Below are 24,673 nucleotides of genomic sequence, written 5' to 3'. Positions count from 1 at the left end.
GGCGTCGTATCGCGACGCCCTCACACCTCCTGCAGCCGGTAACCGACACCGGTTTCCGTCAGGATATAACGCGGCTGATCCGGGATTTTTTCGATCTTCTGGCGAAGCTGGCGCACATAGACCCGCAAATATTGCACGTCGGTCAGTTCATCCCACACATGCTCCAGCAGGAAGCGGTGCGTCAGCACCTTGCCCGCATGCTGCACCAGAACCCTGAGGATGTCATACTCCTTGGGCGAGAGCTTCACCTCCCGGTCCTCCACCTTTACAATGCGCCTGACGAGATCGACCGACAGGTCCCCGGTCTGAAACACCGGCCTCTCCCCTTGGGTCTGCAGTCGATGGCGCAGGGCAACGCGGATGCGGGCGACGAGCTCGTTCATGCCGAAAGGTTTGGTGATGTAGTCATCGGCCCCCAGTTCCAGCGCCTTGACGATACCCGCCTCATCCGTGCGGCTGGAGAGGATGATGACCGGCAACGCCAGCCCTTCGCCCCGCCATTTCGCCAGAAGATCATGCCCGGACATATCCGGCAGACCGAGATCGAGAACAACGAGATCAGGCTTGTCCTCACGCATCAGTTCCATCGCAACACGGGCGTTCATCGCCTCGCTGACCGCATAATCCTGCGTCGAGAGACCAACCCGCAAAAGCTTGCGGATAGGCGGCTCGTCATCAACGATCAAAATGCGGACGGCGGAATTGGTCATTCCCGATCTCCTCTGGCGATGGCGTGAATGATTCTCTCCTGAAATCGCGCCCTAATCATGATCTAGCACAGGTGCCTCGGTGGGAGCCGGCAGGCTTATGGTGAATTGCGCGCCTGAGCGACCCGGTCTGTTTTCCGCACGGATCGACCCGCCCATGGCCTCGATGAACCCCTTGCAGATGGAGAGCCCGAGACCCGTCCCGGCCTGCACATGGTCCACCTTGCGCACCCGGTAAAAACTGTCGAAGACCCGTTCCGTATCATCAGGCGGAATACCCGGTCCCGCATCTGCCACGGACAGGACGATATTCTTGCCCTGCCGCCAGCCGCGAATCTCGATAATCGTGTGTTCGGGCGCGTATTTGGCCGCATTGTCGATGAGATTGAACAGGACCTGTTCGAAAAGCACGGGATCGACCTTCAGCATTGGCAGGTCGGAGGGAATATCCAGAACGATTTCATGCCTGACGACGATTTTTGCCGCGCGCGAAAGCGCGGTTCCGACCATGTCGCCGACGAAATGCAGACCGTAATTCGGCTCCATAGCGCCCGAGCCGATCCGGGTCATATCAAGAAGATTGGAGATGAAGCGGTTCAGCCGCTCGGATTCCTCGACGATCGTCGACAGCAGTTCGGCGCGCGCATCCGGCGGGATCTCCTCAGCAAAATCCTTCAGCGTTCCGGCCGAACCCAGAATGGCCGCAAGCGGCGTTTTCAGATCATGGGAAATGGATGTCAGCAGTGCCGTGCGCAGCCGGTCGGTTTCCGCCGCAAGCCTTGCCCGGTCGACATCCGAGACGAGCTGAATCCGCTCGATGGCAAGTGCCGCCTGATCAGCCAGGGCATCGAACAGCCGCTGCTGTTCGGGCGTCAGAAGCGGGCCGAGCCGGTCATCGTCCAGCCCCACCACACCGACGGCGCCGCTGCCGGTGCGCAGGGGCAGATAAAGACGTCTGGCGCCTGGCAGCGTATCCGCGCCCCTGCCCGCAGCCTTGTTATGTTCCCAGGCCCATTGCGCGGCGGCAATATCGGCATCCACCAGCGTATCATCAGGCGGATATCCCGCCTTGACCGTGATCGTATTGTTTTCCGGCAAAAGCAGAACGATCCGGACCTTCAGCATCGAGGCCATCTGGAAAGCGGCCGCCCACAGCACATCGTCCAGCGTTCCCGTTACCGAAAGCTTCTTGGAGAACAGATATAGATCTTCCGTCGTTCGCGCCCTTGCCCGCGCGGCGGCGGCCTGCCGTTGCACCGCCGCCGTGAGGTTGGAGGCAACAAGCGCCACACCAAAATAAAACAGCAGCGCCACGACACTTTCCGGATCGCGAACGGTCAGCGTGTAACGCGGCTCAAGGAAGAAAAAATTGAATGAGAAAGCGCCAAGCAGGGAAGCATAAAGCGCTGGTCCCAGCCCGCCGCGGACAGCGGCGGCCAGAACCGCCATCAGGAACACCAGCGCCAGATTTCTGACATCGAGCGTCTGGTCGAGTACGATGCCAGCCACGATTGCCAAACCGACAAACAGGGTGCTGTTAAGATAGGGCCATATGGAAGGATGCGATTGCGCCGAGGCCGGCTTTGCGGCCTGACCCGGCTTCTCTTCCTTTTTATCGCCGGAAATGACGTGAACGCTGATATCGCCCGCATGGTCAATCAGATCATGCGTCAGCGAACGCTGAAAAATCCGCTGCCACCACGATTTTCGCGGGCGGCCGATGATGATGTGGGTGAAATTATTGGCGTTGGCGTAGGAGATGATCTCACGGGTCAGGTCGAGCGCTGGCAGGGTTACCGTCTCGCCACCGAGCTGCTGCGCGAGCCGCATGGTGCCGGCCAGCCGGTCCTTCTCCACCTCTGACAATTGTTGAGACCGCGGCGTGTCGAGATGCAGTGCCGTCCAGGGCGCCCGCAGCCGATCCGCCTGCCGTCGGGCATAACGCACCAGCCCGGGACCGTTGCCGCCGTGATCGAGACAGACCAGCACCCTGTCTCCCGCAGCCCAGGGGCCTGAAATGGCGTGCGACTGCATGTGGTTGAGCAATTGCTCATCCACCCGCTGCGCGGTGCGCCGCAGCGCCAGCTCGCGCAGCGCCGTCAGATTGCCGCGCGAAAAATAGTTCTCGATGGCGCGCCGCGCCGTGCGCGGCATATAGACCTTGCCATCCTGCAGGCGCTTTATCAGATCGTCGGGGGTGATATCGATGATTTCGACATCGTCGGCCCGGTCGATAATGCTGTCCGGCACCGTTTCGCGCACGCGGATGCGAGTGATCTGCGCCACCACATCGTTCAGACTTTCGACATGCTGGATGTTGAGGGTCGTATAGACATCGATGCCCTGCGCCAGAATTTCCTGAACATCCATATAGCGCTTGGGGTGACGGCTGCCGGCGGCATTGGTGTGGGCCAGCTCATCAACGAGGACCAAAGCCGGGCGACGGGCGAGAATGGCATCGAGATCCATCTCGTCCAGCACCTGGCCGCGATAGTCGATATTCCGTCGCGTAATGATCTCGAAACCGTGCACCAGCGTTTCGGTTTCCTTGCGACCATGCGTTTCCACAACGCCGATGACGGTGTCGACACCCTCCGCCAGCTTCGCCCGGCCGGACATCAGCATTTCATAGGTTTTGCCGACACCGGGTGCCGCGCCCAGAAAAATCTTCAGCCGGCCCCGCGCCTCGCGCCGGGCGTTTTCCAAGAGCGCATCGGGCGATGGTCGGCTCGGCATATCGCGATTGTCGTCAGGCATGAAACCGATCACCAATAATCGAGGCTATGGCGATTCCTCAGAAGCGCCATAGCCATTTCAGTTTATGAGCCGGCTGCGTCAAGGGCCATGTTGAGTGCCAGCACGTTTACGACAGGCTCACCCATGAAGCCGAGTTCCGGTCCCTCGACATGGCGCTCGACGATGGCGCGCAGCGCCGCTTCATCCATGCCCCTTGCCTTGGCGACGCGCGGAACCTGAAAATAGGCGGCATCAGGCGAGACGTGCGGGTCGAGCCCGCTGCCCGATGCCGTCACCAGATCGGCTGGAACCTCCGCTGCGGGATTTTCGGCTTTCGCCGCACCGTAATCCTGCTTCACCCGGTCAATGAGTTTGCCGCTTGTCGGACCGAGGTTTGAGCCGGAAGACGAGGCGGCATTGTAGCCATCGCCAGCAGCAGAAGGTCTGCCGTGGAAATATTTCTCGCCGGTGAAGGCCTGCCCGATCAATTGCGAGCCAACCACCGTGCCATTCTTCTCAATCAGGCTACCATTTGCCTGGACGGGGAAAATCGCCTGAGCGAGACCTGTCATTCCCAAGGGATAAGCAAGGCCGGTGATGGCGGTGGTGGCGAGGATCAGCACCAGTGCTGGACGTAACTGTTTCAACATTTCCATTCTCCTCAGGCGAGACCGAGCGCCGTGATGGCAAGGTCGATGGCCTTGATGCCGATGAAGGGTACGATGATGCCGCCCAAACCATAGATGACGAGATTGCGCGACAAGAGCGCGCCGGCGCCGATCGGGCGGTATTTGACGCCCTTCAGCGAGAGCGGGATGAGTGCGATGATGATGAGCGCATTGAAGATGATGGCGGAGAGGATTGCGCTCTGCGGCGTCGAAAGACCCATGATATTCAGCACGCCAAGCTGCGGATAAAAGGCCAGGAACATCGCCGGGATGATGGCGAAATATTTCGCGATGTCGTTGGCGATGGAGAATGTGGTCAGCGCGCCGCGCGTCATCAGCAATTGCTTGCCGATTTCAACGATTTCGATGAGCTTGGTCGGATCACTGTCGAGATCGACCATATTGCCCGCCTCGCGTGCCGCCACCGTACCCGTGTTCATGGCAACGCCGACATCGGCCTGCGCCAGCGCCGGGGCGTCGTTGGTGCCGTCACCGCACATGGCGACAAGCTTGCCCTTGGCCTGTTCCTCGCGGATAAGCTCCAGCTTGTTTTCCGGTGTCGCCTGGGCCAGGAAATCATCGACGCCGGCTTCTGCCGCAATCGCAGCGGCCGTCATCGGGTTGTCACCCGTGATCATCACCGTACGGATACCCATGCGGCGAAGCTCGGCGAAACGCTCGCGAATGCCGCCCTTCACGATATCCTTCAGCTGTACGACACCCAGCAGCTTTCCGTCCCGCACAACGGCGAGCGGTGTGCCGCCAGTCTTGGCGATTTCTTCCGCAATGGTGCGGATGTCCCGCGTGGCATCCGTTTCGGTTTTAACGGCAAGTGCCGTGTTACCCTGCTGCGCAACGCCGCCGTTAACATAGGCGAGAACGGCGTCGACTGCGCCCTTGCGAATGGAGGAGCCCTCGAAATCGACACCGCTCATGCGGGTCTGGGCGGTGAAGGGGACGAAATTCGCATGCAGCTTCTGCATGTCGCGGGCACGGATGCCGTATTTTTCCTTGGCCAGAACCACGATGGACCGGCCTTCCGGCGTTTCGTCCGCAAGGGATGCAAGCTGGGCCGCATCGGCCAGTTCCTGTTCGGAAACACCGGCGACGGGGCGGAATTCAGTCGCCTGCCGGTTACCGAGGGTGATGGTGCCGGTCTTGTCGAGCAACAAGGTATCCACATCGCCGGCCGCCTCGACAGCACGGCCCGACATGGCCAACACGTTGAAACGAACCAGCCTGTCCATGCCGGCAATGCCGATGGCGGACAGAAGAGCACCGATGGTCGTGGGGATGAGCGTTACGAACAGTGCCACCAGCACGATGATCGGGATGGAACCGCCGGCATAGGCCGCAAAGCTTGGAATGGTCGCGGTGGCCAGAACGAAGATCAGCGTCATGCCGGCGAGCAGAATGTTGAGTGCGATCTCGTTCGGCGTCTTCTGGCGCTCAGCACCTTCGACGAGCGAAATCATCCGGTCAAGGAAGGTGGAGCCGGCAGCGGCAGTGATGCGAACCCTGATCCAGTCTGACAGCACCTGCGTGCCGCCTGTCACGGCCGAGCGATCACCGCCGGATTCACGGATGACGGGGGCGGATTCGCCCGTTATCGCCGCTTCGTTGACGGAGGCTACACCTTCGATGACCTCGCCGTCGGAGGGGATGATATCGCCCGCTTCGACGAGAACGACATCGTTCACCTTCAGGCTGGTGCCTGCGACCATCTTATACTGGCTGCGATCATCGCCGCTCAGCAGTTTCGCCTGGGTTTCGGTGCGGGTCCTGCGCAGCGAATCCGCCTGCGCCTTGCCGCGCCCTTCGGCAACCGCCTCGGCGAAATTGGCAAACAGCACGGTGAACCAGAGCCAGAGGTTGATCTGGAAGGAGAAGCCGAGATTGGCGCTGCCGATGATGAGGTCGCGAATGAACAGAACGGTGGTCAGCACCGATACAGTCGCCACCACGAACATGACGGGGTTGCGCGCAAGCGTGCGCGGATTGAGCTTTTTGAATGCGGCGGCGACCGCCGGTACGAGAATGCGAGAATCGAGGATGCTCGCTTGTTTGGACTGGCTCATGAAGAGGCTCCAGCGTTTGAAACAGGGCGACCGATGAAGGTCGATCAGCCCGTGAGAACTTCGAGAGCGACGACGGCAGCGAACAGGGCCGCCATCATCGCAAGAATGAGATTGGAAGCGCACCAGCCGCCGGGGCCGGCGCTCCTGTTGACAGGAGCACCGGTGCGGACAGGAAGTTTGCGTCCATGTCGGGATGCGTCATTGATCATGGTGCACCTCAAAAGACCTGACCTGCGGCCATCACCAGATGTTCCACGACCGGACCGAGCGCCAGGGCCGGCAGGAAGGTGAGGCCGCCGACGATCAGGATCGTGCCGACAAGCAGGCCGACGAAGAGCGGACCATCCGTGGGGAAGGTGCCGGCCGAAGCCGGAACGGTCTTCTTGGTGATCAGCGAACCGGCAATCGCCAACGCGGGAATGATCACCAGAAAACGGCCCATCAGCATGCCAAGGCCAAGCGTGATGTTGTACCAGGTCGTATTGCCGGTGAGGCCGCCGAAGGCAGAGCCGTTATTGGCGGCCGCCGACGTATAGGCATAGAGGATTTCGGAAAACCCGTGCGGTCCTGCCGTACCGATCGACGCGACGGCCGACGGCAAGACACTGGCGATTGCGGTGAAAACCAGCATGGCGAGCGGCAGGCAGAGAATGGCCAGAACCGCCATCTTCATTTCCTTGGCCTCTATCTTCTTGCCGAGATATTCCGGCGTGCGTCCGACCATCAGACCCGCCACGAAGATGGCGATGATGATGAACAGGAGAATGCCGTAGAAACCCGCGCCGACGCCGCCGACGATGACCTCACCCAACTGCATGTTTATGAGCGGGATAAGACCGCCAAGCGCCGTGAAGCTGCCATGCATGGCGTTGACTGCGCCGCAGGATGCGGCGGTGGTGATGACCGCAAAGAGCGACGAGAGCGCCACGCCAAAACGGACCTCCTTGCCTTCCATATTGCCGCCGGCAAGACCGAAGCTGTGCATCAACGGATTTCCGGCCGCTTCCGCCCAATAGGTAACCGCGACACCGGCGATGAACAGAACACCCATGGCGGCGAGGATCGCCCAGCCCTGACGGGCATTACCGACCATACGGCCGAACACATTGGTGAAGGCCGCGCCGATTGCGAAGATCGACACCATCTGGATCATGTTGGAAATGGCATCGGGATTTTCGAAGGGATGCGCGGAATTGGCGTTGAAGAAACCGCCGCCATTTGTGCCGAGCATCTTGATCGCCAGCTGCGACGCCACGGGGCCGACGGCAATCATCTGCTGCGCGCCTTCCAGCGTCTGCGCATTCACATAGGCGCCGAGCGTCTGTGGCACGCCGAGCCAGACATAAACGAGGGTCAGCACGATGCAGAGGGGTAAAAGCACGTAGAGGGTCGAGCGGACCATATCCACCCAGAAATTGCCGATCGCCTTGCCGGAAGCGCGGGAAAACGCGCGTATCAGGCCCATGGCGATTGCCATGCCTGTTGCGGCGGAAACGAAGTTCTGCACGGTGAGGCCAGCCATCTGGGTCAGATAGGACAGGGTGCTTTCGCCGCCATAATTCTGCCAGTTGGTGTTGGTGACGAAGCTGACCGCCGTATTGAAGGACAATTCCGGCCCTACGGCCGTCATTCCCTGCGGATTATAGGGCAGCACCGCCTGAAAGCGCATCAGGGCATAAAGCAGGGCAAAACCGAAAAGGTTGAAGAGGAGCATGGAAAACGCGTAGGTCGTCCAGTGCTGTTCCTCGCGCTCGCTCGTTCCGGCAAGCGCATAGAGGCCGCGCTCGACGGGTGCGAGCACCGGCGACAGCAGGGTACGTTCGCCATTAAAGACACGCGCCATATAGAAGCCGAGCGGCTTCACCAGCACGACAACGATCCCGCAAAAAAGCAGGATCTGAAACCATCCATTAAGTGTCATGGTATTGAACTTTCAATAGCCGCCGCTTCCCGATCAGAAGCGTTCGGGGCGAATGAGAGCATAGGTGAGATAGGCGGCGATAAAGACGGTGACGGCACCGCTCAAGACATAGTCGAAGATCATCGCAGCCTCCGCCTAAAGCCGGTCGCAGGCGCGCGTATAGGCAAAGCAGAGTGCGAAAAACACCGTGGCCGCGCCGATCAGAATAACATCCATCATCGATGGGGACTCCCTTTTAAATCGAGGAGCCGGACAGGAAGAAAAGCGCCGTCATGTGGGACGTCGCTTCTCATTCTTTCTGGCTTGAGAAGGGAACAGCATCCCTTCCCGCACAGAAGAATGCACCCGAACCGCATAAAGGTTCGAGACGGCGGGGAATGGAATAAAATAGGAATCCTATAGGAATTTTGATGCCCGCAAAGGCGGGCATCCCAGCCGCTTCTTAGTGAGAAAGCGGCTCGCCGAAGGCGGAAACAATGGTTGCCGCCGGGCTTTTGCCAGCCAGCAGCGCCGCCAGCAGAATGCGGGCTTGCCCGGGCCGAAGGGTGGATGAGTGCACGGCGCCCGCCGCAACGAGGTCATGCCCGCCGCCGCCGCCACCATAACTCGCCACCAGTTGCCCTTCCGGCACACGGCTGGAAACGACGACGGGAACGCCATGCTCGGTACAACGCTTCACGGCAACGGCAATGCCCGGATTGGCGTTGCCGGAACCAAGTGCCGCAAGCACGATCCCATCAGCACCGGCCTTTAGGCTGGCCTCGATATGGGCGGCATCGCAACCGGGATAAATGGCAACGATATCCACCCGCAGATCGGCGACGGGAGCGGCAAGGTCCATCGCTGCGGCATGCGCCGCCGGTCGCGCGGAGCGAAAGGCATCCGCCGCATCCGCACTCCGCTTGTAAAGCCCCCAGGCCGGCAGGCATCTGCCGCCGAAGGACAGGAGTACGCCGCGCTCGGCATTCGCCTGATCGAGTGCGGTTTCAATCGCCCGAGCCAGATTGGCCGGCCCATCCGCATTTGGATGGTCCGCGGTGAACTGCGCACCGGTGAAGACAACCGGTTTGGTGATGGCGTGCTGCAAATGCACGAGCAGCGAGGATTCCTCCATAGCATCGGTGCCGTGCAGAACCACGATGCCTGCCACGGCAGGGTCATTGAGCTCCACGCCAACGGCGTCGCTGATGCGCTGCATGTCGGCCAATGTCAGGCTGGAAGAGTCCTTCGCCATCAGATCAACCGGCTTCAGCCGGGCGGTGATCTGCGGAACCAGCGCAAGCAGGTCCTCACCCGAAAGGCTGGGCGTGCTGGCACCATCGGCGCCACGCCGGCTGGCGATGGTGCCACCGGTGGCGATGACCGCCACCAGAGGTATTGCGCCCTGCCCGCTCAATGCGATGCTCCCGCACCTGCACGCTCGGCGGCCAGACGGTGGATACGATCGCGCAGCAGATACCAGCCGATCACCAGCGCCGGGATGATGACCAGCAGCGAGGCGATGGTCCACGAGCCGATGGGATAATCGAAGGCCATCAGCACCAGAACCCCGAAGAGGAAGACAAGTGTGAGGATGCCGGTGTAAGGCGCGCCGAACATGCGGAAATCCGGACGCACCAGCTCGCCGCGCCGGGAAAGCTGCCACAGCTTCAACTGGCAGAGAACGATAACCGCCCATGCGCAGATGATGCCAAGCGCCGAGAGGTTGAGTGCGATCTCGAAGGCAGCGGCGGGAACGACGGCATTCAGCGCCACACCGAGAACGGTGACGACGGCGGTCACGGCGATGCCGCCATAGGGCACACCGGCCTTGTTCATCTTCGCAAGCGCTGCCGGCGCCGAGCCGGAAACCGCCATGGAGTGCAGAATACGGCCGGTGGAATAAAGGCCGGCATTAAGCGATGACAGCACGGCGGTCAGAACCACGAGGTTCATGATCACGTCAGCGCCCTGAACGCCAATGGAACCGAAGAAGGTGACGAAGGGGCTCTCGCCGGCCTTGTAAGCGGTATAGGGCAGAAGCAGCGTGAACAGCAGCACCGAGCCGACATAAAACACGACGAGGCGCAAAACCACGGCGCGGATGGCGCGGGGCATGACCTTGCGCGGGTCTTCGGTTTCGCCTGCCGCCGTGCCGATCAGTTCGATTGAGGCATAAGCGAAGACGACGCCCTGTATGATGACGAAGGCAGGCAAAATGCCGTTCGGGAAGAAACCGCCATTATCGGTAATGATGCTGAAACCCGTAACGTGGCCTTCAATAGGCGTGCCGAAAATGACGAAATAGACGCCGACGACCAGGAAAATGGCGAGCGCCAGTACCTTGATGAGGCTGAACCAGAATTCAAGCTCGCCGAAGACCTTCACCGACAGCATGTTCATCGCCAGCACGACCAGAAGTGCCGTCATCGCAAAGACCCATTGGTCGATACCGGCAAGCCACGGAACATATTGCTTGAAGAAATTCATGTAGAGGGCAACGGCGGTCACATCAGCCACCGAGGTCATGGCCCAGTTCAGCCAGTACATCCAGCCGGCGGCGAAGGCCATTTTCTCGCCGTAAAATTCGCGGGCATAAGACACGAAGGAACCGGAGCTGGGGCGATGCATGATCAGTTCGCCGAGAGCGCGCAGCACCAGAAACGCGAAGAAGCCGCAAAGCGCATAAACGAAGACCAGCGCCGGCCCTGCCTGCGCGAGACGCCCGCCCGCACCGAGGAAAAGCCCGGTGCCGATGGCGCCGCCAATGGCGATCATCTGGATCTGACGCGGCTTTAGGGCCTTGTGGTAACCGAGATCTTCTTCAACGAAGACCTCACGGTCGGCAGACGCCGTTTTCCCAGAATGCATGGATATTTATCCTCCCGATAAAGTGCTTGCAGTCGGCGATAAGCCGGAAATGAAAATGAAACTGGCACAGTCCGCGCTGGAATATGGCCAGCATGCATGCTCATGCACGCTGTAAAGCTGCATGACAGATTTTCGCCCCTCATAATGGCAGATAATGCCGTTCGTCAAGCGTATTCGATGTGATTGACCTTCTCCTCCCCCCGAATTAAGGTCGAAAAATCTGTAAGACAGCTTTACAGATATAGCAACGCTTAAAAGCCAGTGGAGGAAAAAGTGAGCGTGACGCGCAAGGAGCATGATTTGCTCGGGACGAAGGAAATTCCGGCGGATGTCTATTGGGGCGTGCACACGGCGCGCGCCGTGGAAAACTTCAAGATCACCGGGGTGACCATCGGCCACAACCCCTATCTCGTCAGGGGACTGGCCTATGTGAAGGAGGCGGCGGCACGCGCAAATCACGAGCTCGGCCTTCTCGACACCGAACGAATGGAAGCCATCGCCGCAGCCTGCCGTGAAATCCGCGCCGGCGCGCTGCATGAGCAGTTCGTGGTGGATGAAATCCAGGGCGGTGCCGGCACCTCCACCAACATGAATGCCAATGAGGTTATCGCCAACCGCGCGCTCGAACTGCTCGGTCACGAAAAAGGCGATTATGCCCGGCTTCACCCGAATGACCATGTCAATCTCAGCCAGTCGACCAACGACGCCTATCCGACCGCGATCAATATCGGGCTGATCGAGGCCATCGACGATCTGGCGGCTTCCATGGGCGTGCTGAAGGATGCCTTCGACCGCAAGGCGCAGGAATTTGCCGGCTTCATCAAGATTGGCCGCACACAATTGCAGGACGCCGTGCCGATGACACTCGGCCAGGAATTCCGCACCTTCGTGGTGATGCTGGGAGAAGATCAGGCGCGCCTCATCGAATCCGCAGCACTTCTGCATGAGATCAATCTCGGCGCCACCGCCATCGGTACCGGGCTCAATGCGCCGCGTGGTTATGCCGAGCTTGCCTGCCAGCATCTGGCGGAACTGACCGGACGACCGCTGGTGACGGCGGCAGACCTCATCGAAGCCACACAGGACCCCGGCGCTTTCGTGCATCTCTCCGGCGTGCTGAAACGCGTCGCCGTGAAGCTGTCGAAAACGTGCAACGATCTTCGCCTGCTCTCTTCCGGCCCGCGCGCCGGTATCGGCGAAATCACCCTGCCTTCCGTTCAGGCGGGTTCCAGCATCATGCCGGGCAAGATCAATCCGGTCATTCCCGAAGTGGTCAACCAGGTGGCCTATGCGGTGATCGGCAATGACATCACCATCACCATGGCGGCCGAAGCCGGGCAGCTGCAGCTGAACGCTTTCGAGCCAATCATCGTGCGAGCCTTGTCGCAGAGCATCAGCCAGCTAAGCGCGGCCTGCCGCACGCTGGCGGAACGCTGCGTCGACGGCATTGTCGCCAATCCGGCGATCATGGCGCAGCGCGTGGAAGAGTCCATTGGTCTCGCCACCGCGCTCAACCCGCTGATCGGTTATTATGCGGCAACCGAAGTGGCCAAGGAGGCGCTTGCCAGCGGCCGCACCGTGCCGCAGGTGGTTCTGGAACGCGGTTATCTCACCGATGCGCAATTGCAGCAGGCGCTGAGCCCGCGGCACCTTGCAAACCTGCCCGCCGTCACGGCTGGCGAAGCCGATCTTCGCCAATAATCGTGGTCACCACCTGTTTCACCTGCCCAAGGTGAAGCTCCATCGCCTCCCGCGCCTCGGGCGCTGAACCCCGCCGGATCGCCTCGACGATCCGGCGGTGCTCGTAATTCGAAGCAACGCGGCGACCGGCCATCAGGTTCACCATCTCGGATTGCTGGGATACGGCCTCGCGGGCATCCGCCACCACCTTGGCGAACAGTCCATTGGCCGAAGCTTCCGCAATGGCGCAATGGAATTGCCCATCCAGCAGCACCCAGGGATGCGGTCTTTCTTCGGATTCCATCCGATCGCAAAGGTCCAGCAAGACCTCCAGCTGCGCCTCGGTGCGCCTCAGCGCCGCCCAACCGGCCGCAGGAACCTCGATGAAGGGGCGCGCCTCGATCAGGTCGCGGGCGGAATATGTCCCGTAATTCAATTCGGAAGGTGGCGTCGGCGTCATCACATAGGTGCCGCTTCCGGTGCGGGTCTGCGTCAGCCCCAAAGTCTGGAGCGAGCGCAAAGCCTCGCGAATGATCGGCCGGCTGACACCATATCGTGCGGCAAGATCCGCCTCGGAAGGCAGCCGGATGCCAACCGCAAGCTGACCCGAGGTGATGGCGGAACGGATATCATCGAACACCGCTTCTGCAGCATTCTTGCGATTGATCGGCTGCGCATCCGCAAGCCAATCCGACAACCCGCCCATCTTCAAACCCTCCGCACTCTCAATATGTTCGCAATATCAACGCAAAACCAGAATCGTCCAAACGCAAAAAGGACGGCCGCCGCTCTCGCGGCCAAGCCGACCTTCCTAACATTATCCTGCCCGCCGGAACAACGACGGCGGATATTTTTGTTGGAGAGAGGGTGCGCCACCGCCGCACCCTCTCTCCGCGCCCGATATTACGCCTTGATTTCAGCTGCCTCCGGCTTGTCATCCTCACGCGGGATGCGGAACCACGCGACATAGAGCGCCGGCAGGAAGAGCAGCGTAAGCGCCGTACCCACCACAATGCCGCCCATCATCGCATAGGCCATCGGCCCCCAGAAAATTTCCCGGGAGATTGGGATGAGGGCAAGCGTGGCCGCCGCCGCCGTCAGCATGATCGGCCGCATGCGGTGCTCGGTCGCCTCGATGACGGCGCGCCATGCCGAAACCCCTTCGCTTCTCAGATGCTCGATCTGCACGACGAGAATGACCGAGTTGCGGATCAGGATGCCGATCAGCGCCAGCACGCCGAGAATGGCAACGAAGCCCATCGGCGCATTGGAGAAGAGCAGCGCCACCACGACGCCGATCAGGGCTGTCGGCGCCACCGCGAAGACCAGGAACAGCCGGCTGAAGCTCTGCAACTGGATCATCAGGATGGTCGCCATTGCAAACAGCATCATGGGCACGACAGCGACGATCGGCGCTTGCGAATCCGCGCTGGATTCCACCGAACCGCCCGTCTCCAGCGTGTAGCCGACGGGAAGTACCTTCTGGAACGCCTCGATCTTCGGTTTCAACTGCTCCACGATCGTCGCCGGCTGCGTTGGACCGATAATGGCAGCCTTGACGGTGACCGTCGGGATCCGGTCGCGACGCCAGATGGTCGGCTGCTCCAGCTCATAACGGAAATTGGCGATTGCCGAGAGCGGCACGGCCTTGCCGTTGGTTGCCGGCAATTGCAGGTTTTGCAAGGTCTCGATGGAGCCGCGCTCCGAAAGCTGCGCCCGCGCCACCACGTTGACGAGGTAGATATCGTCCCTCACCTGCGTGACGGTGGAGCCTTCGACAATGCTGTTCATGGCATTGGCGATATCTTCCGAGGAGACGCCGAGCTGGCGGGCCTTGTCCTGCAGAACATCCACTTTCACCACGCGCGTCGGCTCGTTCCAGTCCATCACCATGTTGGACAGCAGCCGGTGTTCGCCGACGATGCCCGACAATTGCTGCCCGAGCTCGCGGACCTTCTGGATATCAGAACCGCTGAGGCGATATTGCACCGGCTTTCCGACCGGCGGACCGATATCGAGCAGTTTCACGAAGGCGTCGGTGCCGATAAAAGTCTTGTTCAGATAGTCCTGCAACTCGGCACGGACCTTGTCACGCACATCCAGCCCCTTGGTGACGATGACCGTCTGGCCGAAGGTGACGTCAGGCGTCTGCACGTCGAAGGACAGGATGAAACGCGGCGCGCCTTCGCCGACATAGGTTGTCCAATGGTCGATATCCGGATTCTTGGCCAGCATGTCCTGCTCGAACTGCGCCATCTGCCGGTTGGTCTCGGCAATCGAACTGTTCTGCGGCAGGTTCCAGTCAACGATCAGCTCCACACGGTCGGATGAGGGGAAGAACTGCTGCTGCACAAGGCCCATGCCGCCGACGGATAGACCGAACAGCGCGATGGTGAGGATAATTGTCGCCCAGCGCCAGCGCAGCGCGCGGCCGAGAAGCCAGGAAAAGGCGGAGGCAAAACGGCCCTTTTTCTCATGGTGCGATTTCATCGTCTTCGGCAGGATCGTCACGCCGAGCAGCGGCGTGAACAAAACCGCGACGATCCATGACACGATCAGTGAAACGGCAATCACCACAAAAAGCGTGAAAGTGAATTCACCCGCCGCGCTGTTGTTGAGGCCGACCGGAATGAAGCCGGCAACGGTGACCAGCGTACCGGTCAGCATCGGGAACGCGGTCGAGGTGTAAACATAGGTCGCCGCTTTCCTGAGATCGTCTCCCACTTCAAGCCGCGCCACCATCATCTCGACGGCGATCATCGCATCGTCCACGAGAAGCCCGAGCGCGATGATGAGGGCGCCCAGAGAGATACGCTGCAAGGAAATGCCGGTATATTCCATGTAGACGAAGGTGATCGCCAGCACGAGCGGAATGGACACGGCAACCACCATGCCGGCCCTGAGGCCAAGGCTGATGAAGCTGATGACGAGAACGATGGCGATCGCCTCGAAGAGCGCCGAGGTGAAGCCAGAGACCGCCTCATCGACCACGGCCGGCTGATCGGACACACGATGCACATCGACACCAACAGGCAGGTCCGCAACCACCCGCTTCATCTGCGCATCCAGCGCCTCGCCGAAGTGCAGCAGGTTCGCGCCGGTTTTCATGCCGATCGCAAGGCCGATGGCCGGCTGGCCGTTAAAGCGGAACAGCGAGGACGGCGGATCGACATAACCGCGCCGGATCGTCGCCACTTCCGTCAGAGGGAAGAACCGGTTGTTGACCCGCAGATTGATGGACCGCAGGCTGTCTTCCGAGGTGAACTGGCCGCTGACGCGCAGCGCCACGCGTTCAGGTCCGGCATTAACGAAGCCGGATTGCGTGACGGCGTTTTGCGATTGCAGGGTCTTGATGATCGACTGCTGGTCGATGCCGAGCGCCGCGATCTGCCGTGTGGAGAACTCCAGATAGATCGTCTCGTCCTGCGCGCCGATGACATCGACCTTGCCGATATTGTCGACGGTCAGCACCTTCGCACGCGCATCTTCCACCAGATCGCGCAATTGCCGCTGGCTGAGACCGTCGCTGGTGAAGGCATAGATATTGCCATAGACATCGCCGAAGCGGTCGTTGAAGAAGGGACCGACGACGCCGGAGGGAAACTCGCCCTTGATGTCGCCGATCATGTTGCGCACCCGCACCCATGTCGGCTCGACGTTGCGCGCCTTGGTTTCCGGCACCAGTTCCACAAAGATCGTCGTGCGGCCAGCCACCGTCTGGCTGCGCAGATGGTCGAGATTGTCGAGTTCCTCGAGCTTCTTCTCGATCCTGTCGGTCACCTGCCGGGCCACTTCTTCGGCGGAAGCGCCGGGCCATTGCGCGCTGATCACCATGGTCTTGATGGTGAAGTTCGGATCTTCCTCGCGACCGAGGTTGAGATAGGAGAAAACGCCGGCAAGAACGAAAACCAGCATGAAGTACCAGACGAGCGAACGGTGTTCGAGCGCCCAGTCGGAGAGATTGAATTTCTTCACTGACGGACCTCCTGATCGATCCTGATGGCCTGTCCATCCCTAAGCTTATGAACGCCGGCGCTGGCAACGCGCTCGCCGGGCTTGACGCCGCCGGTGATGCGCACGCTGCCGCCTTCGGCAGGCTCGCCCTCAATCGTGACCGGGCGGAGCGTTACCGTTGCCGTATCGGCATTGACGATCCAGACACCCCATCCATTGTCGGTCTTCAGCAGAGCCGATGATGGAAGCATGATCTGCGGTTCGGAGGCGGCAAGCACCGAGGCAGTAACGACGGAACCGAGCCGGAACGCCGGCGGTGCATCCTGAAGGCTGATTTTCGTGCGGCGCGTGCGCGTCGCCGTTTCGGCTTCCGGAGCAATCTCGCGCACCACGCCGGTGGTGCGAATTTTCGGGTCAAGCTGCAGGGCGATCTCGAAGGTCGAGCCGATTTCCAGCCGCTGGGCCGCAAATTGCGGAACATCGACCACCACATCACGCACTTCCGGGCGGGCGATGGTTACAACCGTCTGGCCGGCCGAAACAACCTGGCCGATTTCGCCTGAGGTTGCTGTCACCACACCGTCAAATTCCGCATGTAGCTGCGCATAACCCAGCTGCTCCTCGGCCTTGTCCAGATTTGCACGGGCCTTGGCAACAGAGGCATTGGCGGTTCGCGTGGCCTGCTCGGCCTCCTCAAGCGCCGCTTCCGTGCCGCTGCGAGCCTCGGCCAGCACACGCTGGCGCTGTTCGGTCGTCACTGCGTTGGCGAGTTGCGCTTCGGCATTGGAAAGATCGGACTGTGCACTTTTCACAGAAAGTTCGAGCGCCAGTGGATCGATCGACGCCACCACATCGCCTTTCTTGACCAGGTCGGCCACATCGACATTGCGGGCTATGATCCGACCAAGAACGCGAAAACCGAGATCGGTCTGAACCCGCGATTCCACCGTACCGGTCAGCCGCAGTGCATCCGCCGCCTTCTCCTCCACAACAACGGACAGAACAGGGCGCGGCGCCTCGGCGGCTGCTTCCTGCTTCTCCTCACAGGAGGAAACCGCAATCGCGACAGCCACCAACAACAAGCTTCTGTATATACTGGACATTATTGTACCTGCCCCTTTTCATAGGCAACCTTTTCGCCGGCGCGGAGAAATTTGGTCCCGACGGTCACGACGAGATCGCCAGGGTTAAGCCCCTGCGTGATGACGAATTGACCGGTCTCGTAATCGGCGACCTCGATGCGCCGCATGGCGATTTCCGAGGATTGCGGATCGACCACCCAGACGGCGGGTAAGCCGTCCTGCGACGTCATCGCCGACCATGGAAGCTCAATCGCATCGACCTGTTTGAAGCGGAAATGGCCGGATACGGGCGCGCCGAGCGGCATGGTCATATCGCCGTTCAGGCCGACCTTGACCCTGATCGTTCCATTATCCGGGTCTATCGTCGGAGAAATTTCCCGCACGGGTGCGGCAACGCTGCGGGTGGGATCCGACAGGAGGCTGACATTGACGAGATTGTCGATGTCCCGCTCAAGGAAGAGAGATTCATAGACATCGAAAACCGCATCACGCGGGCCGTCATGCGCCAGCGTGAAAACGAGCTGGGCGGCCTGCGCCACCTGGCCGACCTCCACGTTGCGGGCCGTGATAACGCCGTCCGCATCGGCCCTGAGTTCCGTATAGGAGAGCGCATCGCGCGCCGTGTCGAGCTGCGCCTGCGCCGATCTCACCGCCCCTTGCGTGGTCAGCAAAGTTTCCTGCGCTTTGTCGACCGCCGAACGTGAGGTCACCTGCGTCTTGAAGAGGCTTTGCTGACGGTCGAATGTCAGTTGCGCCTGCGTCTGCTGCGCTTCGGCAGATTGCAGGTTCGCCAGGGCGACATCGATATCGGCCTTCTGCTCTTCGGGGTCGATGCGGGCGAGCAATTGCCCGGTCGTTACCCGCGCACCCACATCCACCAGCCGCTCGGTAATCTTGCCGCTGACGCGGAAGGACAGGTCCGTCTGGACACGCGCCCTCACTTCACCTGTGATAACGCTGCCGCGATCGACCGGCTTTTTTGTCGCCGTAACCACATCGACGTTGCGCAGCGGCTTTTCCGCGGGAGGCTCTTCATTGCTGCAGGACGACAGGGCGAAAATTCCGCCAACCATCGCCGCTATAAGAATGGTTTTCATGGTGACCTCTTGATCTTCGCCCCATCCTATAATATTTGACTGACTGAATAGTCAATGAAATTCTTGTATCGCCGATCGAAGAACCTTTTGGACACCGGATCGGGCGTCCTGAATGATCATTGCAAGAGTTTTCCCGCCACGCGCTTTCACGCGCATGCGGGATGCTTTGGCATATTGAACCACGCACCACCTCTTGCAAAAATCGATTCCGGTTTTTGCGCCGGTGCTATAGCAAGCGACCTGTCATTCCGCCGATCACGACGGACAAAATGGCACGCGCCCAAATACGTAGGGATCCGGGGTATGGCAAAAGCAAAGCTGACACGTGCTGAACAGAAGATACAACGTCCGCTGCAAATTCTCGACGCCGCATTTGAGGAATTTACCAAAAGGGGATTTACGGCGACGCGGGTTGAAGACATTGCCGAGCGGGTGGGGGTGACGAAAGGCACGGTTTACGTCTATTTCGAAACCAAGGAAGCGCTGTTCGAGGCAATGATCAGACATGCCTCGGCGCCTTTTCAGGAGACCTTCAAGGCCTATGCGCGCACATCCGAAGACCCCGTCGAAGAGCTTCGCCTGCTGCTGGAGTTCCTGTTCGACGCGCTTGTCGACAACAGGATGATGCGGGAGTTGTTCCGCCTCATAGTCGCGGAGGGCGCAAAATTCCCCGATCTCATAGACCAGCACCATGATGTGTTGATGGCACCGGTATTCGCGCGCATCGATGCAATTCTCGAAGAGGGCGTGGCGAAAAAGAGGTTCAGGGCCAACCCGCCGGAACTCGCCAAGGTCGTGATGTCACCAATGGTCGGAACATTGGTGTTCAGGCTGATTTTTGACGACCGGCGTAGTCCGGACAGGAAGGCCGTTCTCAAGATTCATCTGGAATTGATTATGCGCGGGTTGCTGGCTTAACTGCCTTCAGCCGACGCGGCCACTGCCCCGCCGGCTCGCTGGTCTGACGACGAGCACCTAAGCCGTACGCGCGCCGGTGAAATTGTCCGAGGCTGCAAATTCGGGTAGCTGGAGGTTGCCGCGGAAGTCGTCGCTTATATAATCCGTGTCGATGATTGCACGGCGGCGCAGTTCCGGCAAAAGTCCGTTGACCAGGAGGTCTTCCTGCTCGGGATTGCCGAACCCGTGAAGAGAAAGCACGTCGAGAATTCCCGCGCGATACCGCTCCTCGATGGCATCCACAAGTTTCTCGGGCGTACCCGCCACGGACCAATGCCCCGTTTCCTGGGCCTGGATAATCAATTCGCGCAATGACAGCCCCTGCTTGACATAGCGGCGGAAAACTTCCACCCGGCCGCGTCGACGGTTAATACTTGTCACTTCCGGCAGCAAGGTATCGGGTAGGGGCTGGTCCAGCGGCAAGCCGGAAAGGTCGAGATCGCCGCCCAGCATATCCGCCAGTTTCAGTCGCCCCTGTTCGTAGTCGATGCGCTCATGCTTTTCCTTCAATCGACGTGCGACATCCGCATCGGACTCGCCAATGACCGCGTGGAAGGAATTCATGATCAGGGGCAGGCCGCCGGCACGGCCGAAAGCTATTGCCCGCCGCCGCAATTCGGTCGCGAATGCGACGGCATCGTCGAAACGAGGCTGCGACGTGTAGACAACCTCGGCATAACGTGCACCAACGGTAACACCAGCTTCCGACTGGCCGGCCTGGAACAGCACGGCCCTGCCCTGCGGCAGCGGCGGCACATTGAGCGGTCCCTGCACGCTGAAATACCGGCCCTTATAGGCGATGGGGTGAAATTTGGCGGGATCCACTGCGATTGCGCCCGAGGCTTTGCGCTCGGCCGCGTCCCGCTCGTTGGCATCATAAAGGGCGTTGACGACTTCGATGAACTCCGCTGCGCGCTCGTAACGCTCCTCCGGGCTTGGCAAGGCTTCGCCGAAATTTTCCTCGCCGACGGAAGATGTCACCGCATTCCAGCCCGCGCGGCCGCCGCTGAGGTGATCCAGCGTGCCGATCTGGCGCGCAAGATTGTAGGGGTGATGGAAGGTGGTGGAAATCGTCGCGATCAAACCGATCCGCGATGTCGCTTGGCTGAGCGCCGCCAGCGTTATGATCGGCTCCTGAATGCCTGCCGTACCAGCAAGACCGGCGGGATCAATATGAAGAAGATCGGCTGTAAACAGGCCGGTGATCTTTTCAGCTTCGGCCTTTTTCGCCAGTTCCACCGCGCGTTTGATGCCGGTTGTCGCAATGGGGTCGTTCGATGCGGCAACCACGCTGCTTGCACCGGTGAGTGTTTTCAGACGTCGGGGGCGAGTGAGCGCCATGATCGGTTCCTTTTCAAGGCTGGTTCGTGTTTCTTGCCGGATGGCAGGCAAATGGCGGGCTCATGCAAGCACGGGAACCGCATCGATCAGTTTTCGCGTGTAGCCATGCCGGGGAGCGGAGAATACCTCTGCGACATCGCCGCTTTCGACGATGCGGCCGTCTTTCATCACCAGCACCCGGTCGGTCAGGTGGCGCACGACACCGAGATCATGAGAGATGAACAGCAGCGAGGTGCCGGATGCCGCCTGGAGTTCCGCGAGAAGATCGAGAACCTGCGCCTGAACCGAAACGTCCAATGCGCTCACCGGCTCGTCGGCGACCAGGAGGCGCGGGCGCGGAGCAAATGCTCTGGCGATGGCCACGCGCTGGCGCTGCCCGCCTGAAAGCTCGCGGGGATAACGGCTGAGGAAATCGCCGCCCAGCCGGACGGCTTCGAGAACCTCCAGCACACGATCACGGCGCTCGGCTCCATAAAGCCTCGTGACATCGAGGCTTTCGCCAACAATCTTCTCAACCGTATAACGCGGATCGAAGGAACTGAAGGCATCCTGGGCGATCAGCTGCATGGTGCCGCGGCGCGATCTGCGCAGGCTTTCCGCAACATTGTTCCATGGCTGGCCCTCGATCAAAACCGTGCCTTCCTCGGGTTCGACAAGCCCCAGAACCATTTTTGCGACGGTCGTCTTTCCGGAACCGGACTCGCCCACGATGCCGAGCGCCTCACCGGCGGAAAGCTCGAAGGAGACATCGTTGACGACAGGCGCGTTTTCCGGACCGCCGTAGTGCTTGACGAGATTGTGGACCGAAAGAACATGCTTGCCCGGATGGACGGTCCTCGGCGGCAGCGGCTCGCGTTGCGAAAATGGCGCTCCCCCGCCGTCAACCGGCAGCGGCACCGCTGACGAAAGCCGATAACCCTTCGATCCGGCCGATGGCACGGCGTCGAGCAATTGGCGCGTATAGGCGTGTTTCGGCCGACGCAACAGCTCTTGCGTTGGCCCTTCCTCGACGATTCTGCCTTCGTTCATGACAAGAACGCGGTCGGCAAGACGCGAGACCACCGCCAGATCATGGCTGATCAACAGCAGGGTGTGTCCGGCTTTTCGACGTTCGGCCAGCAGATCGAGAATCTGTTTCTGCACCGTCGCATCGAGTGCCGTGGTCGGTTCATCTGCGATCAACAGCGAGGGGTTGCGGGCGATTGCCGTCGCGATCAGGGCGCGCTGCCGCAGCCCACCGGAAAGCTGGTGCGGATATTGGCGCAGCCGGCGAACGGGATCGGGAATGCCGACAGACTTCAACAGCACATGGCTGTCGAAACCTTCCGGCGCACGGGCAAAGAGTTTCCGACGGCCGGCGGCATCGGAAAGCTGCTGCGAAATCCGGCGCAGCGGATCGAGCGAGACCAGCGCATCCTGCAGGACAAAGCCAATCTTCTCCCCGCGAAGACGTCGCCAGTCTGCTTCGCGCAGGCCCAGCACATTTTCTCCCGCTACCTCGAACCTGTCCGCGGTCACTCTGGCGGCATGGCCGGCAAGCCCGATCAACGAACGGGCCGTGACCGATTTTCCTGACCCGGATTCTCCGACAAGCGCGACGGTTTCGCCCCGATAGATGGTCAGATCGATGCCGTGTACGACGATGTTGTCACCGTTGCCGCGCGGAAAACCGATCTTCAGATTGCGCACATCGATAAGCGGCGTCATGCCTGTCTCCTGCCTTCGAATGCGATCTGCCAGCGTTTTCCCAGAATGCTGATGGCAATGACGGTGAGGGTGATGGCGAGGCCCGGCCAGATGCCGATCCACCACGCCACCCGCAGATAATTGCGCGCTTCCGCCAGCATGGCGCCCCATTCGGGGATTGGCGGTTGCGGCCCCATGCCGAGAAAGCTGAGGCCCGCTGCCTGAATGATGGTGGAGCCGAGGCCGATCGTCGCCAGAATGGGAACCTGTGCTATCGCATGCGGCAGCACATGCCGGGTGACCAGCGTAAAGCGGCCGAGACCGAAGGTTTTCGCCTGTTCCACATAACCGCTTCTGGCGATGACGAAGGTTTGGGCGCGCACCACGCGGGCAAAACGCGGCACGGAGGCGACACCGAGCGCGAAAATGAGATTGACCGTTCCCGGCCCGGTAAACGAGATCAGCACCAGCGCCAGAAGCAGATCCGGGAACGACGATACAACATCGAGAAACCGCGATATCAGTTCATCCACCGCGCCGCGTGCAAGGCCGGCGACAAGGCCGAGAAGGGAACCGACCAGCGCGGCAATGGCAATGGCGCTGACACCGATCAGGATCGAATAACGCGCGCCATAGACGACCCGCGAAAAGACATCACGGCCCAGATGGTCGGTTCCGAACCAGTGTTCGGCAGATGGCGGCAGCTGCGCTTGCAGGGGATCAGCCAGCAGGGGATTGGCGGCGGTGACAAATTGCGGCCAGATGGTCGCCGTCGCCACAAAAAGCAGAAACAGCGACGAGAGTGTCAGCCCCGGTCTGGCAAAAAGCACCGATAAAACCTGCCGCAGACGCCCGGTGGCGGACAGGGGCGTGTCGAAGGAAACGCTCATGGCTTTTTCCTCCCACCCTCGTTGCGCAGCCTGGGATCAAGCAGCAGGTACAGGACATCCACGAGCGTGCTCATCACCACATAAATGAGTGCGGACAGGATGGCGACCGCCAGGACCACCGGCATGTCATGTGCGAGAACGGCGTCGACTGTTATCCGCCCGAGGCCCGGACGTCCGAACACCGCTTCGGTGATGACGGCACCGGACAAAAGATTGCCGACCAGCCAGCCGGCAAGGGTTACGGTCGGGAGCGCGGCATGGCGAAGGCCGTGGCGCAGCCTGAGGACAAGATCGCTTGCGCCCCAGCTACGAACCGTCAGCGCAAAAGGCTCCTCAAGCGCCCGTTCCAGCCCTTCGCGCAGGACCTGTCCAAGAACGGCGCCGAGCGACAGGCCAAGCGACAGGGCCGGCAGCACCAGCGCCGATAGGTTCCGGTCGCCGGAAACGGGGAAAATCTTGAAGGTGAATGAAAAGACGTAAAGCAGCAGAATGCCAAGCCAGAATGTCGGCGTGGAGATCAGCGTCAGCTCCAGACCGCCGGCAATGCTGCGCGATATGGGTTTGCCGGCGGTGAGGATGGCGCTTGTGACCGCGAAGATGATGGCGACCGCAAGTGCGGCGGCAGTCAGCTTCAGCGTCGGCAGCATCTGTGTCGCCACAAGGCTCGATATATCGGTCTGCAGAATATAGGATCGCCCGAAATCACCGTGCAGCAATCGTGTCAGATAAGCGAGATATTGATCAAAAATGGACTGATCCAGCCCCCATTCGGCACGGATGGCCGCCTCAACCTCGGGCGTGCGGATCTGTTCACCGATCAGCAGGCTGACAATGTCTCCGGGGGCAAGCTGGATGCTGATGAAGCTCAGCGTCACCGCCGCCCACAGGACCAGTATGCCCGAGCCGATGCGGCCGAGAACCTGAAGCGGCAGGCCGCCCCGCCGCCGGAAACGCCCGCGGCGGAAAAAGGACGTCGGTGCCTGGCCCAGGGATGTCACATTGTCAGCGCTCATGCCGTCCAATCTC

General features: G+C 60.7%; 19 protein-coding genes. 2 read left to right on the top strand and 17 right to left on the bottom strand.

Translation table 11 applies throughout. The annotated features are described in order from the left end of the window. Positions 1–20: 20 nt before the first annotated feature. The 9 genes from AC1ROR_RS13530 to AC1ROR_RS13490 all read right to left on the bottom strand — a co-directional run bounded on the left by AC1ROR_RS13530 (position 21) and on the right by AC1ROR_RS13490 (position 10,960). The gene (locus AC1ROR_RS13530) at positions 21–710 is read right to left on the bottom strand and encodes a response regulator transcription factor (protein WP_035226799.1); all 690 of its coding nucleotides are present in this window, start codon (positions 708–710) and stop codon (positions 21–23) included. A 51-nt stretch (positions 711–761) separates the two neighbouring features. Next, a complete protein-coding gene (locus AC1ROR_RS13525; protein ID WP_498589709.1) occupies positions 762–3,464 on the bottom strand; it encodes a DUF4118 domain-containing protein in 2,703 nt (900 codons plus the stop codon). Between the two features lie 62 nt (positions 3,465–3,526). Then, on the bottom strand, positions 3,527–4,093 hold the full coding sequence (gene kdpC, locus AC1ROR_RS13520; protein WP_142171036.1) for a potassium-transporting ATPase subunit KdpC: 567 nt from the start codon (positions 4,091–4,093) through the stop codon (positions 3,527–3,529). Positions 4,094–4,104: 11 nt separating this feature from the next. Next, complete coding sequence (gene kdpB / locus AC1ROR_RS13515) at positions 4,105–6,189, bottom strand: potassium-transporting ATPase subunit KdpB (RefSeq protein ID WP_498589708.1); 2,085 nt, start codon at positions 6,187–6,189, stop codon at positions 4,105–4,107. A 44-nt stretch (positions 6,190–6,233) separates the two neighbouring features. Next, complete coding sequence (locus tag AC1ROR_RS13510; RefSeq protein WP_498589707.1) at positions 6,234–6,398, bottom strand: hypothetical protein; 165 nt, start codon at positions 6,396–6,398, stop codon at positions 6,234–6,236. A gap of 8 nt (positions 6,399–6,406) precedes the next feature. Further along, positions 6,407–8,110 (bottom strand): potassium-transporting ATPase subunit KdpA, encoded by a 1,704-nt coding sequence (gene kdpA / locus AC1ROR_RS13505; protein WP_498589706.1) that lies wholly within the window; start codon positions 8,108–8,110, stop codon positions 6,407–6,409. Between the two features lie 33 nt (positions 8,111–8,143). Next, positions 8,144–8,233, bottom strand: a complete 90-nt coding sequence (kdpF, locus tag AC1ROR_RS13500; RefSeq protein WP_035226808.1) for a K(+)-transporting ATPase subunit F — start codon at positions 8,231–8,233, stop codon at positions 8,144–8,146. Positions 8,234–8,552: 319 nt separating this feature from the next. Beyond that, a complete protein-coding gene (locus tag AC1ROR_RS13495) occupies positions 8,553–9,506 on the bottom strand; it encodes an asparaginase (protein ID WP_142171042.1) in 954 nt (317 codons plus the stop codon). Further along, entirely contained in the window at positions 9,503–10,960 is a 1,458-nt protein-coding gene (locus tag AC1ROR_RS13490; protein ID WP_142171044.1) for an amino acid permease, read from the bottom strand. The genes AC1ROR_RS13495 and AC1ROR_RS13490 overlap by 4 nt, the downstream gene beginning before the upstream one ends. A 273-nt stretch (positions 10,961–11,233) precedes the next feature. Here AC1ROR_RS13490 and AC1ROR_RS13485 point away from each other — a divergent pair, with 273 nt between their 5' ends. Then, positions 11,234–12,661 carry an aspartate ammonia-lyase gene (locus AC1ROR_RS13485; RefSeq protein WP_498589705.1) on the top strand — a complete coding sequence of 476 codons (1,428 nt, stop codon included), beginning with the start codon at positions 11,234–11,236 and terminating at the stop codon, positions 12,659–12,661. On the opposite strand, the gene AC1ROR_RS13480 is transcribed toward AC1ROR_RS13485, so the two are convergent. From AC1ROR_RS13480 to AC1ROR_RS13465, 4 genes are all read right to left on the bottom strand, one after another. Continuing rightward, complete coding sequence (locus AC1ROR_RS13480; RefSeq protein ID WP_498589704.1) at positions 12,630–13,346, bottom strand: FadR/GntR family transcriptional regulator; 717 nt, start codon at positions 13,344–13,346, stop codon at positions 12,630–12,632. The two genes, AC1ROR_RS13485 and AC1ROR_RS13480, sit on opposite strands and share 32 nt — an antisense overlap. A 197-nt stretch (positions 13,347–13,543) precedes the next feature. Continuing rightward, the gene (locus AC1ROR_RS13475) at positions 13,544–16,615 is read right to left on the bottom strand and encodes an efflux RND transporter permease subunit (RefSeq protein ID WP_498589703.1); all 3,072 of its coding nucleotides are present in this window, start codon (positions 16,613–16,615) and stop codon (positions 13,544–13,546) included. After that, positions 16,612–17,697 carry an efflux RND transporter periplasmic adaptor subunit gene (locus AC1ROR_RS13470; RefSeq protein ID WP_498589702.1) on the bottom strand — a complete coding sequence of 362 codons (1,086 nt, stop codon included), beginning with the start codon at positions 17,695–17,697 and terminating at the stop codon, positions 16,612–16,614. Before AC1ROR_RS13470 ends, AC1ROR_RS13475 begins: the two co-directional genes overlap by 4 nt. After that, the gene (locus AC1ROR_RS13465) at positions 17,697–18,773 is read right to left on the bottom strand and encodes an efflux RND transporter periplasmic adaptor subunit (RefSeq protein ID WP_498589701.1); all 1,077 of its coding nucleotides are present in this window, start codon (positions 18,771–18,773) and stop codon (positions 17,697–17,699) included. The genes AC1ROR_RS13470 and AC1ROR_RS13465 overlap by 1 nt, the downstream gene beginning before the upstream one ends. Positions 18,774–19,076: 303 nt before the next feature. On the opposite strand from AC1ROR_RS13465, the gene AC1ROR_RS13460 reads away from it, so the two are divergent. Then, entirely contained in the window at positions 19,077–19,691 is a 615-nt protein-coding gene (locus AC1ROR_RS13460; RefSeq protein WP_498590036.1) for a TetR/AcrR family transcriptional regulator, read from the top strand. Positions 19,692–19,748: 57 nt separating this feature from the next. Here AC1ROR_RS13460 and AC1ROR_RS13455 read toward each other — a convergent pair whose 3' ends face one another. Genes AC1ROR_RS13455 through AC1ROR_RS13440 form a run of 4 tightly spaced genes read right to left on the bottom strand, consistent with a single transcriptional unit; the run spans position 19,749 to position 24,660 of the window. Beyond that, positions 19,749–21,071, bottom strand: a complete 1,323-nt coding sequence (locus tag AC1ROR_RS13455; protein ID WP_498589700.1) for an NtaA/DmoA family FMN-dependent monooxygenase — start codon at positions 21,069–21,071, stop codon at positions 19,749–19,751. A 60-nt stretch (positions 21,072–21,131) separates the two neighbouring features. Then, the gene (locus AC1ROR_RS13450; protein WP_498589699.1) at positions 21,132–22,778 is read right to left on the bottom strand and encodes a dipeptide ABC transporter ATP-binding protein; all 1,647 of its coding nucleotides are present in this window, start codon (positions 22,776–22,778) and stop codon (positions 21,132–21,134) included. Continuing rightward, positions 22,775–23,647, bottom strand: coding sequence for an ABC transporter permease (locus AC1ROR_RS13445; RefSeq protein WP_498589698.1), 873 nt, complete (start codon positions 23,645–23,647; stop codon positions 22,775–22,777). Before AC1ROR_RS13445 ends, AC1ROR_RS13450 begins: the two co-directional genes overlap by 4 nt. Further along, the gene (locus AC1ROR_RS13440; RefSeq protein ID WP_498589697.1) at positions 23,644–24,660 is read right to left on the bottom strand and encodes an ABC transporter permease; all 1,017 of its coding nucleotides are present in this window, start codon (positions 24,658–24,660) and stop codon (positions 23,644–23,646) included. Before AC1ROR_RS13440 ends, AC1ROR_RS13445 begins: the two co-directional genes overlap by 4 nt. Positions 24,661–24,673 lie beyond the last annotated feature (13 nt).

The organism is Agrobacterium sp. GW821-FHT14E08, from assembly GCF_058803865.1.
Note: the sequence above shows the minus strand (reverse complement) of the source record. Positions and strands in the feature narration are given on the sequence as shown.

Bases quoted from the DNA above. Each gene is read 5' to 3' on its own strand.
- AC1ROR_RS13530 (WP_035226799.1), bottom strand. From the start codon at position 710: ATGACCAATTCCGCCGTCCGCATTTTGATCGTTGATGACGAGCCGCCT.
- AC1ROR_RS13525 (WP_498589709.1), bottom strand. From the start codon at position 3,464: ATGCCTGACGACAATCGCGATATGCCGAGCCGACCATCGCCCGATGCG.
- kdpC (WP_142171036.1), bottom strand. From the start codon at position 4,093: ATGTTGAAACAGTTACGTCCAGCACTGGTGCTGATCCTCGCCACCACC.
- kdpB (WP_498589708.1), bottom strand. From the start codon at position 6,189: ATGAGCCAGTCCAAACAAGCGAGCATCCTCGATTCTCGCATTCTCGTA.
- AC1ROR_RS13510 (WP_498589707.1), bottom strand. From the start codon at position 6,398: ATGATCAATGACGCATCCCGACATGGACGCAAACTTCCTGTCCGCACC.
- kdpA (WP_498589706.1), bottom strand. From the start codon at position 8,110: ATGACACTTAATGGATGGTTTCAGATCCTGCTTTTTTGCGGGATCGTT.
- kdpF (WP_035226808.1), bottom strand. From the start codon at position 8,233: ATGATCTTCGACTATGTCTTGAGCGGTGCCGTCACCGTCTTTATCGCC.
- AC1ROR_RS13490 (WP_142171044.1), bottom strand. From the start codon at position 10,960: ATGCATTCTGGGAAAACGGCGTCTGCCGACCGTGAGGTCTTCGTTGAA.
- AC1ROR_RS13480 (WP_498589704.1), bottom strand. From the start codon at position 13,346: ATGGGCGGGTTGTCGGATTGGCTTGCGGATGCGCAGCCGATCAATCGC.
- AC1ROR_RS13470 (WP_498589702.1), bottom strand. From the start codon at position 17,697: ATGTCCAGTATATACAGAAGCTTGTTGTTGGTGGCTGTCGCGATTGCG.
- AC1ROR_RS13465 (WP_498589701.1), bottom strand. From the start codon at position 18,773: ATGAAAACCATTCTTATAGCGGCGATGGTTGGCGGAATTTTCGCCCTG.
- AC1ROR_RS13460 (WP_498590036.1), top strand. From the start codon at position 19,077: ATGGCAAAAGCAAAGCTGACACGTGCTGAACAGAAGATACAACGTCCG.
- AC1ROR_RS13455 (WP_498589700.1), bottom strand. From the start codon at position 21,071: ATGGCGCTCACTCGCCCCCGACGTCTGAAAACACTCACCGGTGCAAGC.
- AC1ROR_RS13450 (WP_498589699.1), bottom strand. From the start codon at position 22,778: ATGACGCCGCTTATCGATGTGCGCAATCTGAAGATCGGTTTTCCGCGC.
- AC1ROR_RS13445 (WP_498589698.1), bottom strand. From the start codon at position 23,647: ATGAGCGTTTCCTTCGACACGCCCCTGTCCGCCACCGGGCGTCTGCGG.
- AC1ROR_RS13440 (WP_498589697.1), bottom strand. From the start codon at position 24,660: ATGAGCGCTGACAATGTGACATCCCTGGGCCAGGCACCGACGTCCTTT.